This is a genomic window from Limnobacter sp. G6BE5S (assembly GCF_058448965.1).
The window spans coordinates 625,397-641,469 of sequence record NZ_JBZFLM010000001.1; the positions used below are offsets into that span (position 1 = coordinate 625,397).

General features: G+C 53.8%; 14 protein-coding genes. 11 read left to right on the plus strand and 3 right to left on the minus strand.

What is annotated here, in order from left to right; genetic code table 11:
• The first annotated feature begins 8 nt into the window (after positions 1–8).
• The 11 genes from ACVL1J_RS03020 to ACVL1J_RS03070 all read left to right on the plus strand — a co-directional run bounded on the left by ACVL1J_RS03020 (position 9) and on the right by ACVL1J_RS03070 (position 12,968).
• Positions 9–3,173 carry an efflux RND transporter permease subunit gene (locus tag ACVL1J_RS03020; protein WP_341237736.1) on the plus strand — a complete coding sequence of 1,055 codons (3,165 nt, stop codon included), beginning with the start codon at positions 9–11 and terminating at the stop codon, positions 3,171–3,173.
• Positions 3,166–4,611, plus strand: a complete 1,446-nt coding sequence (locus ACVL1J_RS03025; protein WP_159569174.1) for an efflux transporter outer membrane subunit — start codon at positions 3,166–3,168, stop codon at positions 4,609–4,611. The genes ACVL1J_RS03020 and ACVL1J_RS03025 overlap by 8 nt, the downstream gene beginning before the upstream one ends.
• A 146-nt stretch (positions 4,612–4,757) precedes the next feature.
• The gene (locus ACVL1J_RS03030; RefSeq protein ID WP_341237737.1) at positions 4,758–5,093 is read left to right on the plus strand and encodes a YegP family protein; all 336 of its coding nucleotides are present in this window, start codon (positions 4,758–4,760) and stop codon (positions 5,091–5,093) included.
• Positions 5,094–5,241: 148 nt separating this feature from the next.
• Positions 5,242–6,204, plus strand: a complete 963-nt coding sequence (locus tag ACVL1J_RS03035) for a metal-dependent hydrolase (protein WP_341237738.1) — start codon at positions 5,242–5,244, stop codon at positions 6,202–6,204.
• A gap of 15 nt (positions 6,205–6,219) precedes the next feature.
• A complete protein-coding gene (locus tag ACVL1J_RS03040) occupies positions 6,220–8,412 on the plus strand; it encodes an acetyl-CoA hydrolase/transferase C-terminal domain-containing protein (protein WP_341237739.1) in 2,193 nt (730 codons plus the stop codon).
• Positions 8,413–8,468: 56 nt separating this feature from the next.
• Positions 8,469–8,861 carry a hypothetical protein gene (locus tag ACVL1J_RS03045; protein WP_341237740.1) on the plus strand — a complete coding sequence of 131 codons (393 nt, stop codon included), beginning with the start codon at positions 8,469–8,471 and terminating at the stop codon, positions 8,859–8,861.
• 63 nt (positions 8,862–8,924) lie between these two features.
• The gene (locus ACVL1J_RS03050) at positions 8,925–9,212 is read left to right on the plus strand and encodes a hypothetical protein (protein WP_341237741.1); all 288 of its coding nucleotides are present in this window, start codon (positions 8,925–8,927) and stop codon (positions 9,210–9,212) included.
• Positions 9,209–10,633, plus strand: a complete 1,425-nt coding sequence (locus tag ACVL1J_RS03055; RefSeq protein WP_491665104.1) for a TolC family protein — start codon at positions 9,209–9,211, stop codon at positions 10,631–10,633. Before ACVL1J_RS03050 ends, ACVL1J_RS03055 begins: the two co-directional genes overlap by 4 nt.
• A gap of 17 nt (positions 10,634–10,650) precedes the next feature.
• Complete coding sequence (locus ACVL1J_RS03060) at positions 10,651–12,063, plus strand: multicopper oxidase family protein (protein ID WP_491665105.1); 1,413 nt, start codon at positions 10,651–10,653, stop codon at positions 12,061–12,063.
• 27 nt (positions 12,064–12,090) lie between these two features.
• The gene (locus ACVL1J_RS03065) at positions 12,091–12,585 is read left to right on the plus strand and encodes a cupredoxin domain-containing protein (RefSeq protein WP_341237692.1); all 495 of its coding nucleotides are present in this window, start codon (positions 12,091–12,093) and stop codon (positions 12,583–12,585) included.
• Between the two features lie 20 nt (positions 12,586–12,605).
• A complete protein-coding gene (locus ACVL1J_RS03070; protein ID WP_341237691.1) occupies positions 12,606–12,968 on the plus strand; it encodes a copper-binding protein in 363 nt (120 codons plus the stop codon).
• Positions 12,969–12,970: 2 nt separating this feature from the next.
• On the opposite strand, the gene ACVL1J_RS03075 is transcribed toward ACVL1J_RS03070, so the two are convergent.
• Genes ACVL1J_RS03075 through ACVL1J_RS03085 form a run of 3 tightly spaced genes read right to left on the minus strand, consistent with a single transcriptional unit; the run spans position 12,971 to position 16,059 of the window.
• Positions 12,971–13,735, minus strand: a complete 765-nt coding sequence (locus tag ACVL1J_RS03075) for a histidine phosphatase family protein (protein ID WP_159569166.1) — start codon at positions 13,733–13,735, stop codon at positions 12,971–12,973.
• Between the two features lie 6 nt (positions 13,736–13,741).
• Positions 13,742–14,830, minus strand: a complete 1,089-nt coding sequence (locus ACVL1J_RS03080) for a phosphotransferase family protein (RefSeq protein ID WP_491665106.1) — start codon at positions 14,828–14,830, stop codon at positions 13,742–13,744.
• On the minus strand, positions 14,830–16,059 hold the full coding sequence (locus ACVL1J_RS03085) for an acyl-CoA dehydrogenase family protein (protein ID WP_341237690.1): 1,230 nt from the start codon (positions 16,057–16,059) through the stop codon (positions 14,830–14,832). The genes ACVL1J_RS03080 and ACVL1J_RS03085 overlap by 1 nt, the downstream gene beginning before the upstream one ends.
• Positions 16,060–16,073: the final 14 nt, after the last annotated feature.

Genomic DNA, 16,073 nt, shown 5'->3' on the forward strand with positions numbered 1-16,073 from the left:
GGTAACACATGTTTTCAAAATTCTTTATCGACCGGCCTGTGTTTGCGGCCGTGTTGTCGATTTTCATCATGCTGGCGGGTTTGGCCGCCATGCGTGGTTTGCCGATTGCGCAGTACCCTGAAATTGCACCGCCCGTGGTGCAGGTGCGTGCAGTTTATCCCGGTGCCTCGGCCGAGGTAATTGCCAGTACCGTGGCTGCCCCCATTGAAAATGCCATCAATGGTGTTGAGAACATGATGTACATGAGCTCAACTTCGGCCAGCAGTGGCGTAGTTGAGATTGTGGTCACGTTCGAGATTGGTACAGACCCCGACCAGGCCGCACTGAACGTGAACAACCGGGTGAAGCAGGTTGAGAACATTTTGCCGCAGGAAGTGCGCAGGCAAGGTGTGACCGTGAACAAGGGTTCGTCGTCGTTCTTGCAGGTGTTGGCGTTTTATTCTGAAGACGGCCGTTTCGACGACTTCTACACCTCGAACTATGTGACCTTGAACGTGCTCGACCGCATCAAGCGAATTCCCGGTACCACCAATGTGCAAATTTTTGGTGCGAAAGACTACGCGATGCGTATTTGGATCAAGCCCGATCGCATGGCCCAGTTGAAGCTGACAGCGGGCGACATTGCCGCCGCGTTGAATGAGCAGAATGCTCAGTTTGCCGCAGGCAAAGTGGGCCAGGCGCCCAACAACAATGGTCAGGAGCTGGTGTACACCATTACGGCGCAAGGTCGCCTGCAAGATGTTGAAGAATTCGAAAATGTGTTGATTCGGGTGAATGCCGACGGTTCTTCATTGCGTCTTAAAGACGTGGCCCGCGTTGAACTGGGCTCGAAAGACTACGACTTCACCGGTCGCATCAATGGCAAGCCAGCCACACTGGTGGGCGTGTTCTTGCAGCCAGGCGCCAATGCGCTGGAGGTAGCAAAAACCGTACAAGGCACGGTGGATGACATTGCAGCAGATTTCCCGGAGGGGCTGGATTATGCGGTGCCCTATGACACCACACGCTTTGTTGAGGTGTCGATTCGTGAGGTTGTAAAAACGCTGATTGAAGCGATGATTCTTGTGTTCATCGTGGTGTATGTATTTCTGCAAAACTGGCGTGCCACATTGATTCCTATCATGGCAGTGCCGGTTTCTTTGCTGGGTGCCTTTGCTGGTTTGTATGTGCTGGGGTATTCGATCAATACGTTGACGCTGTTTGGCATGGTGCTGGCCATTGGTATTGTGGTGGACGATGCCATTGTGGTGCTGGAGAACGTTGAGCGCATTATGCACGAGGAGGGTTTAAGCGCCCGCAAAGCCGCCATTAAGGCCATGCAGGAAGTAACCGGCCCGGTGGTTGCCATTGTGTTGGTGTTGTCGGCTGTGTTTATTCCAATTGGTTTTCTGGGTGGTTTGACCGGTGAGCTGTATCGTCAGTTTGCAATCACGATTTCTATCGCGGTGATTGTTTCCGGCGTGGTGGCGTTGACATTAACCCCCGCATTGTGTGTGTTGATGTTGAAGCATGAACACAAAAAGCCAGGCAGGTTTTTCACGGCATTCAACAATTGGTTTGCACGCGTAACCACCCGCTATGTGGGCGGTGTGAAGTTCATCAGCATGCGCCCAGCTATTGGTATCGGCCTGTTCTTGGTGATGCTGGTGGTGACTGCCGGTTTGTTCAGGGCCACACCGGGTTCACTGGTGCCCGATGAAGACCAAGGCTACTTTATTGCAGCGGTGTTTTTGCCCGATGGCGCAACCTTGCAGCGCACCGACAAAGTCGTGGCCGAAGTGGTGGATGCCGTGGCAGCCAACCCGGCCAATGAATATTCTGTGGCGTTTACCGGTTTCGACTTTTTGGGCGGTAGCTTCAAGAACAACGCCGCCACCATGTTCGTGACCCAGCGCCATTGGGATGAACGCGAGGCGGTGACCAAAGACCTGGTGGGCGAACTGTTCGGCCGCACAGCCGGTGTTCAAGAAGGTTTGGTGCTGGCATTTGCACCACCGCCCATTTTCGGTTTGGGCAATGCCGGTGGCTTTGAGTTTTACATTCAAAACCGGGGTGAAGGCGGCCCGGCCGAATTGGCCAAGGTCATGAATGATTTCATGGCCAAAGCCAATGCAGACCCACGCCTTGCGGGTGTTCAAACCTTGTGGCGCCCGGGTACTCCACAGCTTTATGTGGATGTGGATCGTGAACGTGCGCGCGCCATGGGTGTGAACATCAATGAGGTATTCGACACCCTGTCTGCAAGTCTGGGTACTTATTATGTGAACGACTTCAACAAGTTTGGTCGCACCTGGCAGGTGCTGATGTCGGCCGATGCGCAATACCGCAAAAGCCCGACTGACATTGGCAATATGTATGTGCGTTCCAACAAAGGCGAGATGATCCCCATTTCGGCATTCGCCAAGGTGGAGTTTTCACAAGGCCCGGAAACTTTGGAGCGTTTCAACAATCTGCCTGCAGTGAAACTGTTGGGCAGTGGCGCACCAGGGATCAGCTCTGGCGAGGCTATCAAAGCCATTGAAGACATTGCAGCCGAAGTGTTGCCCGATGATTTCAGTTATGACTTTTCAGGCGCGTCCTTTCAGGAAAAGCGTTCAGCAGGATCATCGAGCTTCGCGTTGATTTTGGGTGCACTGATGGTGTTCCTGATTCTGGCTGCCCAGTATGAAAAGTGGACCTTGCCGTTTTCGGTGCTGTTGGCCATGCCATTCGGCATATTCGGCGCCCTGCTGGCTGTGTGGATGCGCGACATGACCAACGATGTGTACTTCCAGATCGGCTTGGTGACCTTGTTGGGTCTGGCTGCGAAGAACGCAATTTTGATCGTCGAGTTTGCTGTGTTGAAACGTGAAGAAGGCATGAGCGCCCTTGATGCTTCTCTGGAAGCGGCCCGTTTGCGGTTCCGCCCAATCCTGATGACCTCGTTTGCGTTTATTCTAGGTGTGGTTCCGCTGGCGTTTTCCAGCGGCGCTGGTGCTGGCGCACGTACTGCGGTGGGTACCGGTGTCATGGGTGGCATGACCGCAGCTACCCTGCTGGCCATTTTCTTTGTGCCCCTGTTTTACCGTCTGATTGACAGAAGTGAGAAAGGTGGGCGACACCATGGTGATGAAGAGGAAGCAAATGATTCATCCAATCAATCTACAAGCAACAAAGGGGGCGAGCATGTTTAAAACCCTTCCAAAAACAGCAATTGCCTTGGGTTTGACCCTGGCCTTGACCGGCTGTGCATCCAGCATTCCTTTGCTGGAAAAATTCACCGCCAAGCCCGAGCAGCCCGTTGAGGTTGTGGTGCCTGACAACGTCAAGGGCATCGGCATGAAGGATGTTCAAAACGAGGCGTGGTGGTCACTGTTGGGTGATTCCAGTTTGATTGCCGTGGTTGAGCAGGCCTTGAAGAACAACACCGATGTGCGCCTTGCCAATGAACGGTTGAATGAAGCGGGTGCGGTGCTTGGCATCGCCAAATCGCAGCAATGGCCTTCTATTTTTGGTCAGTTCACCAGTGGCCGCAACCGCCCTTCGCAGGCCGGTAACGTGCCTGTGTTTGGTGGTCAGAACGTGTATCAAAGCAATCAGATTGGCGTTGGTGCCAGTTGGGAACTGGACCTGTGGGGCCGAATCGGTGCGCTCGAAGACTCAGCACGTGCCAGTTTTATGCAGCAAGGCTACAACGTGCGTGGCGCTCGTTTAAGTGTTGCCGCAACCGCTGCTTCCTTGCACACCCAGGTGCGTGTACTACGCCTTCAGGTGAAAGTGCTGGAACAAACACTGGAAAGCCGCGATTCCGCCTACAAGCTGGCCAAGCAACGTTACGACGTGGGTTTGAGCAATGAGTTGCAATTGCGCCAAACGGAAGCGGAGTTGTTGGCGGTGCGTGCGCAGTTGCCCGATACCCGTGAGCAGTTGTCCCGAGCTGAAAACGCACTGGCGGTGATTGTGGGTGGAAACACCCCTGAATTGCCACCGTTGGGTGTCGACAACCTGAACTTGACTACCCTGTTCATTTTGCCGGAGAACACACCCTCCGAATTGCTGTTGCGCCGCCCCGACCTGGCGGCTGCTGAACAACAATTGCTGGCCGGTGAGGCCAATCTTGAAGCGGCACGCAAAGCCTTTTTTCCCACCATTGGTTTGAGTGCGTTCGGTGGTCGGGAAAGTGCTGATCTGAGCGATTTGTTCAGTGGCCCGGCACGCATCTGGAGTTTTCAATCACAGATCACGCAGCCTATTTTCCAGGCAGGTCGTTTGACGAATGAACGAGATGCGGCCATTGCTCGCCGCAATCAAACCGTGTTGCAATACGAAGCGAGTGTTCGAAGGGCATTCCAGGAAATTTACGATGCCATCGTGGCACAACGTGAAGCCCGCGAGCGGTTGCAAGCCCGTCAGGAGCAGGTTCAAACCCTGACCCAGGTGGTGCGTTTGGCGCAATTGCGCGTAGACAATGGCGTGGCCAATCAGCTTGAGTTGCTGGACGCCCAGCGTAATTTGCTGAATGCACAGCTAAGCTGGGCCTCGGCCTGGCAAAGCCAGCAGGGTGCAACCCTGGCCATGATTCGCGCCTTGGGCGGTGGCTTTAATGCCGACCAAGTGGCCTTGAAGGAATAAGCTTTTAATTGAAGTTAATAGTCAAACGGCGACCGGGCAACTGGCCGCCGTTTTTGCTTTGTGTATTGAGCTTTCACCGGCCTGTGATATAACCAAATTGGGTTAACCCACAGCATTTACCAATAATTCATGCAAAGGAGTTGGAGATGGCAGGTTATTTTGATTTGAGCAAAAGCAGCGATGGTCAGTTCAGGTTTGTGTTGAAAGCAGGCAACCACGAAACCATTTTGACCAGCGAGCTGTACAAAACCAGAGCAGCGGCTGAGAACGGCATTGAATCAGTTCAGAAAAACTGTGGTGATGCCGCTCGTTACGAGAAAAAAGTGGCTGCCAACGGAAAGCATCATTTCAATTTGAAAGCTGCCAATCATCAGATTATTGGTTCCAGCCAGATGTATGCCACAGAATCAGGCTGCGACAACGGCATTGAGTCGGTGAAAACCAATGGCAAGTCGACGACTGTGAAGGATTCGACAGCCTGACATAGCGTGAGAATCATGCAGCATTCACGCTGCATGATTTGCCGCACTGCGGTAGAGCAAATCCCCTATCGGTTCTGTAACTTCACGGTTATGATTAAACCATGACATCAAAGAATGTCATCCTAAACATAGCTGTTGGAGACCCACCATGACCGCCACCACTGCTGCACGAAAAAAAACCGCGCGCCCTGCGTCGAACACAGACACCGTACTGAAACAGCGCAATGTGAAGTTTGACTGGTCGGAAACGCCGATCGACTGGTTACCCAATGAGCCGTTCTCCAGCTATTTCATCAATGAAATCAACCTGATTTTGCCCGCTGGCGAGTTTTGGTTCTGCCGCCTTTACAACAAGGCGTTGCCTTTCGTGACGGATGAAAAATTGAAAGCGGATGTGCGTGGTTTTATCAAGCAAGAGGCCATGCATGCGCGCGGACACAGTTCTGCCACCGAGGAATATCTGGCTGCGCGGGGCATCAACACCGAACGCAACCAGCAATTGATGAAATGGTTGTTTGACGTGGTGCTGGATGACAAGCCATTCGGAAAGGAAGTACCTGCGCTTTTAGAGCGCCGTTGGATGCTGGCCCGTTTGGGATTGGTGGCAACCATTGAACACATGACTTGCGTTTTGGGCATGTACGCCCTGGAAAACAAAAAGTGGGACGAGATCAACGCAGACCAGGTGATGCTGGACCTGATTCGTTGGCATGGCGCCGAAGAAGTGGAGCACCGAAGTGTTGCCTTCGACCTGTACAAACACCTGGGTGGGGATTACTTGTCGCGTTATTACCTGGCCGCGATTGTGGTCCCCATGATTATTGGTTTGTGGGTGGATGGTGCAGCAAATATTGCCGGGCAAGATCCCCGTTTTGCGAAGAAAAAACCTGCGGTGTACAAACCCTGGATGTGGGTGGAGTGGTTCAAGGCCTCGCGCAGGCAATTGCTGCCCAACCCCCTGTGGCTGGTGTTGCAACAGCTGCCGTATTTCAGCCCGTGGTACGATCCTTCAAAAGAAGGTTCAACAGACATGGCCCAGGCTTATCTGGACCAATCCCCAGCGGCTTTGGCTGCAAGCGCGATTGCCGCAAACATGAAGGTGGCCGCATAAACTGAGCGAGAATTCATGCCAACACAGTGCACAACGAAGCCCTTGATTCTGGATCATGTTGAGCAGTGTGTGGATGAAATCATCCAGCGCCTGGGCAAGGAAATTCGAGTTGGTTTGCCGCTGGGTTTGGGCAAACCGCCCGAATTGATCAATGCACTGTATCTGCGTGCCAAGGCCGACCCTTCAATCAACCTGACCATACTGACCGCGCTTTCGCTGGAAAAGCCGGTTGCTGGGTCTGCCGTAGAAGCAGCATTCCTGACACCTTTTGTTGAGCGTGTGTGGGGTGATTGCCCCGACTTGTTGTATGCAGTCGATGCGACCAACAGCCAATTGCCCGCCAATGTGAAGGTGCAGGAGTTTTTCTTCAAACCGGGTAGCCGCATGAACAATTTGGCGGCTCAACAAAACTATGTGAGCACCAACTACACCACTGCAGCCCGGGATATTTTCAACATGGGTTGTAACCTGACCATGCAGGCTGTTTGCAAGCCCGGCGATGGCCCGGCCACGCAGTACTCACTCAGTTGTAACCCCGACACATCCATTGAGCTGGTCCGCATGCTGCAGGCCAGTGGTCGCACACACCTGGTAGTGGGGGTGGTAAATCAACGTTTGCCCTTCATGGGGCACAGCGCAGTGGTTCCAGCCCATGTTTTCGATGTGGTGGTTGACCATTCGCGCTACTACACCACTTTGTTTTCTACACCCAAGTTGCCCGTTGACCTTGCCGATTATGCCTTGGGTTTTTACACCAGTGCGCTGGTGAAAGACGGCGGCACCCTGCAAGTGGGCATTGGCGCTTTGGGTGATGCCGTAGTACATGCGCTGGCTTTGCGCCAAACGGACAATTCAAATTACTGCAACGTTTTGAATGCGCTGAACCGGCCCAATGCCAGCCAGGTATTTGCCGAGCAGATCGGCGGACACACGCCATTTGATGTCGGGCTTTATGGTGCCACTGAAATGTTTGTGGACGGCTTTTTGCATTTGATGCAAACCGGGGTTTTAAAACGCAAGGTATACGGGCACTGGGCATTGCAAAAGTTAATCAACCGGGGGCGCTGTAACCCGCAGCAACTTGAGCCCACCGTGCTGGATGATCTGGCCGAGATCGGAGTTCGGGAAATTTCTCCCGATGACTTCTCGGTATTGAAACAACATGGCCTGTTCAAGGAAGGCGTGTTGCATGAGGGGGTATGGCTGGTGCTGCCCAACGGTCAGCGTGTTCTGGCCAATTTCGCCGACAAGTCCACCCGGATCGCATTACAGGCCAGTGGCCTTGGCCGCAGTTTGAAGCAGGGCATTGTGCTGCATGCAGGCTTCTTCTTGGGACCAGGCTCGATGTACGCCACATTAAGCAACATGCCCGAGACGGAACGTGATTCCATCCACATGCTGGGCGTGGAGCATGTGAACCAGCTCGACTTGAACCCCGTGCTGTATAGCGAACAACGCACACATGCCCGTTTTATCAATACCGGCATTATGGTGACTTTGGGTGGCGCCGTGGTGTCAGATGGCTTGGCCGACGGGCGAGTGATCTCCGGTGTGGGGGGGCAGTACAACTTTGTCTCGATGGCCCACAAGTTGCCCACGGGTCGAAGTGTTTTGATGATTCGTGCCGTACGGGAGAATGGGCAGGGCGATGCGCCAAGCAGCAACATTGTTTTCAGCTATGGACATTGCACCATACCGCGCCACCTGCGCGACATTGTTGTCACCGAATATGGCGTTGCCAACCTTCGGGGCAAGTCGGATTCTCAGGTGGCCAAGGCTTTGATCCACATCGCGGATGCGCGTTTTCAGGCGGACTTGCTGGCGCAAGCCAAAAAGGCCGGAAAAATTGAATCTGACTATGAAATTCCTGCTGAGTTTTTGAATAACACCCCCGGTGCGCTGAATTCTAGCTTGGGTCAGTTTGTCGGTTCAGGGGTATTGGCTCCTTTTCCGTTGGGAAGCGACTTCACGCCCGTGGAGTGGGCGCTGGCCAAAGCCTTGAAGCGAGTAAAGGCGCGTGCTGCGAGCACACCAAAATGGAAGTTGGCCATGAAAGCTTTGCTTGCGGCCAACCCCCCTGCTTCAGCCCAGCCATTTCTTGAGCGCATGAATCTGCTGCAGCCCGACAGCATTGAAACAAAAGTGGTGCGTGCCCTGCTGCTTGAAGAATTGAAAGCGCAAGGTGAAATCAATGAGGCTTTGGGGTAGTTACTGCAACTTTCCCTAACTTGCCGAGTCTGACCGACAATGTTATGTTGCGACCTATGACAAAAGTGGTACGAACCTTTCTGATGTGGATGATGCTGTTTGCGTTGCCTGTTCAAGGCATGGCGCAGGCCAGCATGTTCGCCTGTCATTTGAAAGGCGATTCGACCACCAGTGGGGCTGAAATGATGCACCACGACGGCATGGACCACAGCATGCATTCAATGGGTTCAGGTGATCACACCGACCCGGATTCCTCCAAAAAACTAATGAAGTCGCTGCACGGTTGCTGCAATTGTGCGCCCACCTGCGCGGTGGTGTTGTTTGCACCGGTTCAAACCAGTTTCGCAGCGGTACAACAGGCTACGCTACACCCAATTTCAGCGTCACAACTTCCCCATTCCGCCGACACGCGCCGAATAGACCGACCGCCCAAAACACTCGCCATTTGATTCGTGGGCATGCGTGGGATGAAAGCCCTGCATGCCTTGTGTATTGAATGATTGCGAGGATCTATGAAGTTCCAACCCTTATTCGTGCTGCCGCTGCTTGCCATGGCTTTGCCTGCACATGCAGAAACTGCCGCACCACAGCTTGAATACCAGTCTGCGTTCGAGGCTTATCAGCCCTACAACGACCCTGAAATAAAAAATTGGCCGAATGCAAATCAATTGGTTGATGAAATTGGAGGCTGGCGCGTTTACGCCCGGGAGCCTTACGAAAAAACCGAAAACAGCAAACCCACAGAGTCACAAGAACCTGCGAAGCACCAACAGGGTCACCAACACGGGGGCGCAAAATGAGCATGCCATTTGTGTTGAAAAAAACTGCTGCGGCCGCCGCTGTGTTGGTGCTGGCAGGTTGTGCAAGCGTGAATATCGATGAATCGGTGAGCCAAACCAATCAGGAATTGACCGGTTTCACCAATGGCAAATTGAGCCTTGTTCAAACCGATGAACAACGCCAGGCCATGGCGAGCAAAGCCAACGACATTCTGAAAGAGCCACTAAGCCAGCCAGCCGCCGTGGAGCTGATGTTGACCCACAGCCCCCAGTTTCAAACCGTACTGGCTGAAAACTGGGTGCAGGCTGCACAGGCCGCGCAAGGTGGCCGTATTCACAACCCGGTTTTTGCGTTTGAACGACTTCGTTTTAACAGCGAACTGGAAATTGGCAGATTGCTGAGTTTTGGGCTGTTGGATTTGCTCAGTTTCCCGGCCCGCCAGGGCATTGCCCGTACTCAGGTTGATCGTGCGCAGTTGCAATTGACCAGCAGTGTGGTGGACCAGGTAACACAGGTACGCCAAGCCTGGGTGGATGCCGTGGCGGCCAAACAGGCACACAGCTACGCCCAACAGGTTTTTGAAAGCGCACAGACCAGCGCAGAGCTGGCTCGCCGCATGCAGGAAGTGGGCAATTTCACGCGCCTTCAGCGTGCCCGACAGCAAAGCTTTTACGCCGATGCAGCCGTGAACCTGGCTGCGACCCGACACAAAGCCACCGCAACCCGAGAAGCCTTGGTGCGCATGCTGGGCCTGAACACTGAACAAACCACACAACTGAAGTTGCCAGAGCGACTACCCGATTTGCCTGAAGCGCCCAAAGCCCCTGCTGAGGTGGCCAGGCACGCAGAAGATCGTTTGGATGTGCGCATGGCGAAACAGGGTTTTGATGCCAGTGCCAAGGCACAGGGCTTGGGCAATGTGGCCAGTTTTCTGGACCTTGAGGCGGGTGTGCGTTACGACACGGTGTTTGACAATGAAAGCGGTGAGCGCGGCAATGTCAAAGGTTACGAGTTGGAGCTTAGCCTGCCAATTTTTGACTGGGGTGGCATGAAACGCGATGCCATGAATGCCAACACACTGGCTGCGGCCAACCGGCTGGAAGCCACATTGCGGGGCGCGCAATCTACCCTGCGTGAAAGCTATTCTGCCTACCGCACTACCTACGACATTGCACGCCACTACCGCGATGAAATCATCCCGTTGCGGCAAACCATCGCCGATGAAAATGTGCTGCGTTACAACGGCATGTTCATTGGTGTGTTCGAGCTGTTGGCAGACAGCCGTGATCAGGTGAACACGGTGGTTCAAGCCATCAATGCCCAAGCGGATTTTTGGCGAGCGGATGCCGCATTGCAAGCCACGGTCGTGGGCAAGCCCATGATGGTATCGGTCAGTGGCGCAGCAGCAAGTGCTGGCGGCGACGCTGGTGGTGGTCACTAAGTAAAAGGATTATAAACATGACTTCCAGACGAGAATTTTTTAAAGCCGCCGCCCTGACAGGTGGTGCAGTGGCTGCGGCCAGTGTCAGCAAGGTCGCCATGAGCGCTTTGCCTGAACCCATTTTGCAAACCTCGCCCGACACCATGCCGCCCTTGGTGCCGAACACGGGCCGACCCTATAACCCGGTGGTCACCTTGAATGGTTGGACCTTGCCCTGGCGCATGAACAAGGGCGTGAAGGAATTTCACCTGGTGGCAGAGCCTGTGTTGCGGGAAATGGCACCGGGCATGACAGCCCACTTGTGGGGCTACAACGGCCAAAGCCCGGGGCCCACCATTGAAGTGGTGGAAGGCGACCGGGTTCGAATTTTTGTAACCAACAAGCTACCTGAGCACACCAGCATTCACTGGCATGGCCAGCGCTTGCCCAACGGCATGGACGGGGTAACAGGCCTGAATCAGCCCGGCATACCGGCAGGCAAAACTTTTGTGTATGAATTCGAGGCACGCAGGCCCGGTACCTTCATGTATCACCCGCATGCCGATGAAATGGTGCAAATGGCCATGGGCATGATGGGCTTTTGGGTGACTCACCCCAAAAACAAAAACCCGTTGATCAGCGAAGTGGATCGCGACTATTGCTTTTTGCTCAATGCCTACGACATTGATCCTGGCGCTTACACGCCGAAGATCATGACCATGCTCGACTTCAATTTGTGGACCTGGAACAGCCGCCTGTTCCCTGGCATTTCACCGCTGGTTGCGCGCAAAAATGACCGTGTACGACTACGCGTGGGTAATTTGACCATGACCAATCACCCCATTCACATTCATGGCCATGAGTTTGAAGTGACGGGCACCGATGGTGGCCCAACACCCAAGGGTAGCCGCTGGCCGGAAGTGACGGTGGATGTGGCCGTGGGCCAAATGCGGCAAATGGAATTCATTGCCAACGAGGAAGGCGACTGGGCATTTCACTGCCACAAAAGCCACCACACCATGAATGCCATGGGCCACGATGTGCCCACCATGATTGGCGTGGATCACCGGGGCATGACCAAGAAAATCACCAACCTGATTCCAGACTACATGGCCATGGGTGAGCGTGGCATGGCCGACATGGCAGAAATGCAAATGCCCCTGCCCGACAACACCATTCCCATGATGACCGGGGAGGGCCCTTTTGGCTCGGTGGAAATGGGCGGCATGTTCAGCATGCTGAAAGTGCGGAAGGACCAAAAGCCTGGTGACTATTCCGACCCCGGTTGGTACAAGCACCCAGAGGGCACAGTGGCGTACGAGTTCACTGGTGAATTGGCCCGGCCTGCGCGCAGCAGCAATGCGGGTACGCCCAGCATGAAGCTTGCGCAGAAGAATCAGCCGCACATTGAACTGCAAGTGCGCAAACCCACCGGTCATTCCGGCCATTGAGCGTGTAACGCAAGTAAAGGAATGTAAATGTCGAAGTTGCTGGGTGTCTTAATTGCGAGTGTTGCGTTATTTGCAGGTGTGCAGGGTATTGCCCAGGCCCACGGCGAGAAAAAGCATGGCAGCGCCCCGGTTGTGAAAGAACAGACAGACTGGGGTATTGCGGGCGATGCAAAATCCGCCAACAAAACTGTGGATGTCAGCATGGGCGATGACATGCGTTTCAGCCCGGAAAAGCTGACAGTGAGGCAGGGCGAAACCATTCGTTTTGTGGTGCGCAACACGGGGACTTTGCTGCATGAATTTGTGATTGGCACCCAAGCCGAAAATACAAAACATGCAGAGTTGATGTTGAGGTTCCCTGGTATGGAACACGATGAGCCGTACATGGCCCATGTGGATCCAGGACAAACCGGGGAGATTGTTTGGACTTTTAACAGGGCGGGCACTTTTGAATTTGCCTGCCTGATCGCGGGCCATTTTCAGGCTGGCATGGTGGGCACAATTACTGTGATCGCCAACTAAATTTTTGAAGGAGCAATACCATGAACAACACAATCAAACTGAGTGCAATCACTTTGGCCTTGTTGGGCTCAAGCCTGGCTTATGCGGGCAACCATGCAGGTGGTCACAGCCACGACCATGGTGGTGCCAAAGAGGCGAAAGAAACCATGGCCGCCAACACTGAAATGGCCGATGGCGAAATTCGCAAGATCAACAAGAACACCGGCAAGATCACCGTGAAACACGGCGAAATCAAAAGTGTTGAAATGCCACCCATGACCATGGTGTTTGGTGTGGCCGACAAAGCCATGCTGGAAGGCCTGAAAGAAGGTGACAAAGTGAAGTTCAATGTGAAGCAGGAAGGCTCGAACTACACCGTGACCGAGATCAAGAAAGCCAACTAAACTCAGCGATAAGAGATCAGGCCATTGGGTTTGGCAGCGAATGCTTCCAGCCCGTTGGCCTGGTCTGCCAACACACCTGCAATTTCGCCTTCAAAGTGGGCTTGTTCGTTAAAACTTGCCAGGCTGATTCCCCGTTGCCCAAACAGTAGCTTGCTGACACTGCAATTGGTAATCATCCAGTTCAGGTTGAATGCGTTTGTATCCGGAAGTTGCAACAGGTTTTGCGCCACAGCCGTAATTGGCCCACCTGAAGTAAACACAATCACATTGGCCGAGGCCGTGCCTTGTTTCAATTGCGTGGCTTGCGCAGTCACTGCGCCCAAACCACTCATGACGCGGGTTTTAAACGCACGCCAGCTTTCCGGGTAATCGGCATCGTGTTCCCCGCTTACCCAACGCGCAATGGCTTTCTCGAAAATTTGCTGAAAAGCCTTGCGGGGGTCGGTGTTTTGCATCACCTGTTTTTCAAACGCATCGGAATCGTCGTACTGCCCAATCAGTGCCTGCAAAATGGCTTCATGGTCGTACTCATTGAGGCCCGCGTGTTGTATTGGTTCCTTGAACACGCCATAGGTGTTGGCAAAGGCCTGCGCCGTTTGTAAATGCCGGTTCATGCTGCCGCTGAAATAGCCATGCAGGTGAATTTTGCGCGCCCTGAACCAAGCGCCCAATTGCGCGGCTTGCAGTTGACCAAGCTCCGACAGTTGATCGTAATCTGCGCTGTCGAAGCTGGCTTGCCCGTGACGAACCAAGTAAATAGTGCCCATGTGTGTTCAGCCCAGTTTTTTGATCAGCGATTTGCAGCGCCAGTCAAAATAATTCACCATGATCCAGAAGTTTTTGAAAGCCGGGTTGCGTGTTTGCTTGTGGTAATAGCGGTAATAAATTTGCTGGGCAATCACGGCAATTCTGAACAAACCAAATACCTCGTAGAAGGTCCAGTTGTTGGTGTGAATACCGGTTTTTTGCATGTAGTAATCCACCATTTCTTGTCGGGTCATCATGCCTGGTAAGTTGGAGGGTTGGCGTTGCAACATCTTCATCAAGAAGTTGTCGTCGCCCTGCACCCAGTAGGTAATCCCACTGCCCAAGTCCATCAATGGGTCGCCCACCGTAGCCAGCTCCCAATCCAGCGTGCCAATAATTTCAGTGGGGTTGGTCGGACTCAACACCACATTGTCCAAACGCCAGTCGTTGTGAATCATGCACAGCTTCACATCCTCTGGGCAATTCAAATCAAGCCAGCGGCGCACTTTGTTGAATGAACTCACATTCCAGGTGCGTGCCTTGTCGTAACGCTGGTTCCAGCCATCTAGCTGGCGCCGTGTGTAGCCACCGCCTTTGCTTAAGCTGTCCAGCCCGCTGGCGTGAATGTCGATTTGGTGCAGCTCAATCAAACGGTCCAGAAAATTAATGCTCAGTTGCCTGGCCTGCTCACGATTCAGTTGCACACCGCGCGGCATGTGCTTGCGCGGAATAATGCCCTCAATGCGGTGCATCACATAAAATTCGCTGCCGATCAGTGACTCATCGGCGCAGTGGCCGACCATATTGGGCACATAGGGATACACGGGCCTCAACTGGCTTTGAATGCGAAACTCGCGGCCCATGTCGTGCGCGCCTTTTGCCTTGGTGCCTTTGGGTGGGCGGCGTAAAATCAAATCGGCTTCGGGATATTTTAGCCGGTAGGTCCAGTTCGATGCGCCGCCAGAGTACTGCGTCAATTCAGGCTCGTCGCTCAGTGTCAAACCCTGCGTGCGCAGCCAGCCCGTAACCACATCGGTATTTAGTTCTTCACCCTTTCGAACCGTACTGCCTTTGTCGAGCACCGAGTCACTGACTGATTTTGAAAGCTCAGTCATTATTTGAAACCTCGCTTCATCAACTCAATTCTGGCAATCACGCCTTTGTGTACTTCATCCGGGCCATCGGCCAGGCGCAGGCTGCGGGCCTGAATGTAAAAGCCAGACAATGGCGTGTCGCGGCTTACACCCGCACCACCGTGCATTTGAATGGCCATGTCCACCACTTGCTCCAGCACGTTGGGCGCCACCACTTTAATGGCTGCAATTTCAGTCATTGCACCCAGTGCACCAAGCTGGTCGAGCTTCCAGGCCGCATACAAGGTGAGCAAACGCGCTTGATCAATCGCCAAACGGGCTTCAGCGATACGCTCGCGGTTGCCACCCAAATTAATCAATGGCTTTCCAAATGCAACCCGACTTATGCCGCGCTTGATCATTAAATCCAGCGATTCTTCGGCTGCGCCAATGCAGCGCATGCAATGGTGAATGCGACCTGGCCCCAGGCGGCCTTGTGCAATTTCGAAACCCTTGCCTAGCCCGGCAATTACATTGATGGCTGGCACGCGAACATTGCTGAATTCAACTTCACCGTGGCCATGTGGTTCATCGTAGGTGCCGAACACGGGCAGCATGCGTTTGATGGAAACGCCAGGTGTGTTCAATGGCACCAGCACCATGGTGTGCTGGTGATGGCGGTCCTTGTCAGGGTTTTCGGTGCGAGCCATCACGATGGCAATTTTTGCACGCGGGTCGCCAATCCCGCTGCTCCACCACTTGGTGCCGTTAATCACCACCTCATCACCTTCCAGTGTGGCGGTGGCCTGCATATTGGTGGCATCGCTGCTGGCCACATCGGGTTCGGTCATGCAAAAAACAGATCGGATTTCGCCCGCCAACAGGGGTTCCAACCATTCTTTCTTCTGTGCGTCGCTGCCGTACTTCCACAGCACTTCCATATTGCCGGTGTCCGGGGCGTTGCAGTTGAACACCTCGGGTGCCATCAGGCTACGGCCTGTTTCCTCAGCGATCAGCGCATATTCCATGGTGGTCAAGCCTGCGCCCAGTTTGTCGTCGGGCAAAAACATATTCCACAAACCGGCTTCGCGCGCCTTGCTTTTCAGGGCTTCCATTTCAGGGGGAATGCGCCAGTTGACCCACTCCCGACCGTTGCACTGGGCCTCGATTTTGTCCCAGTAGGCTGCTTCAAGCGGGGCAATTTCATTTTTCATGAAGGCGCGAACGCGCTTTACAAAGTCTTGCGCTTTAGCGCTGGGTTCAAAATTCACAACCGGTCTCCTGA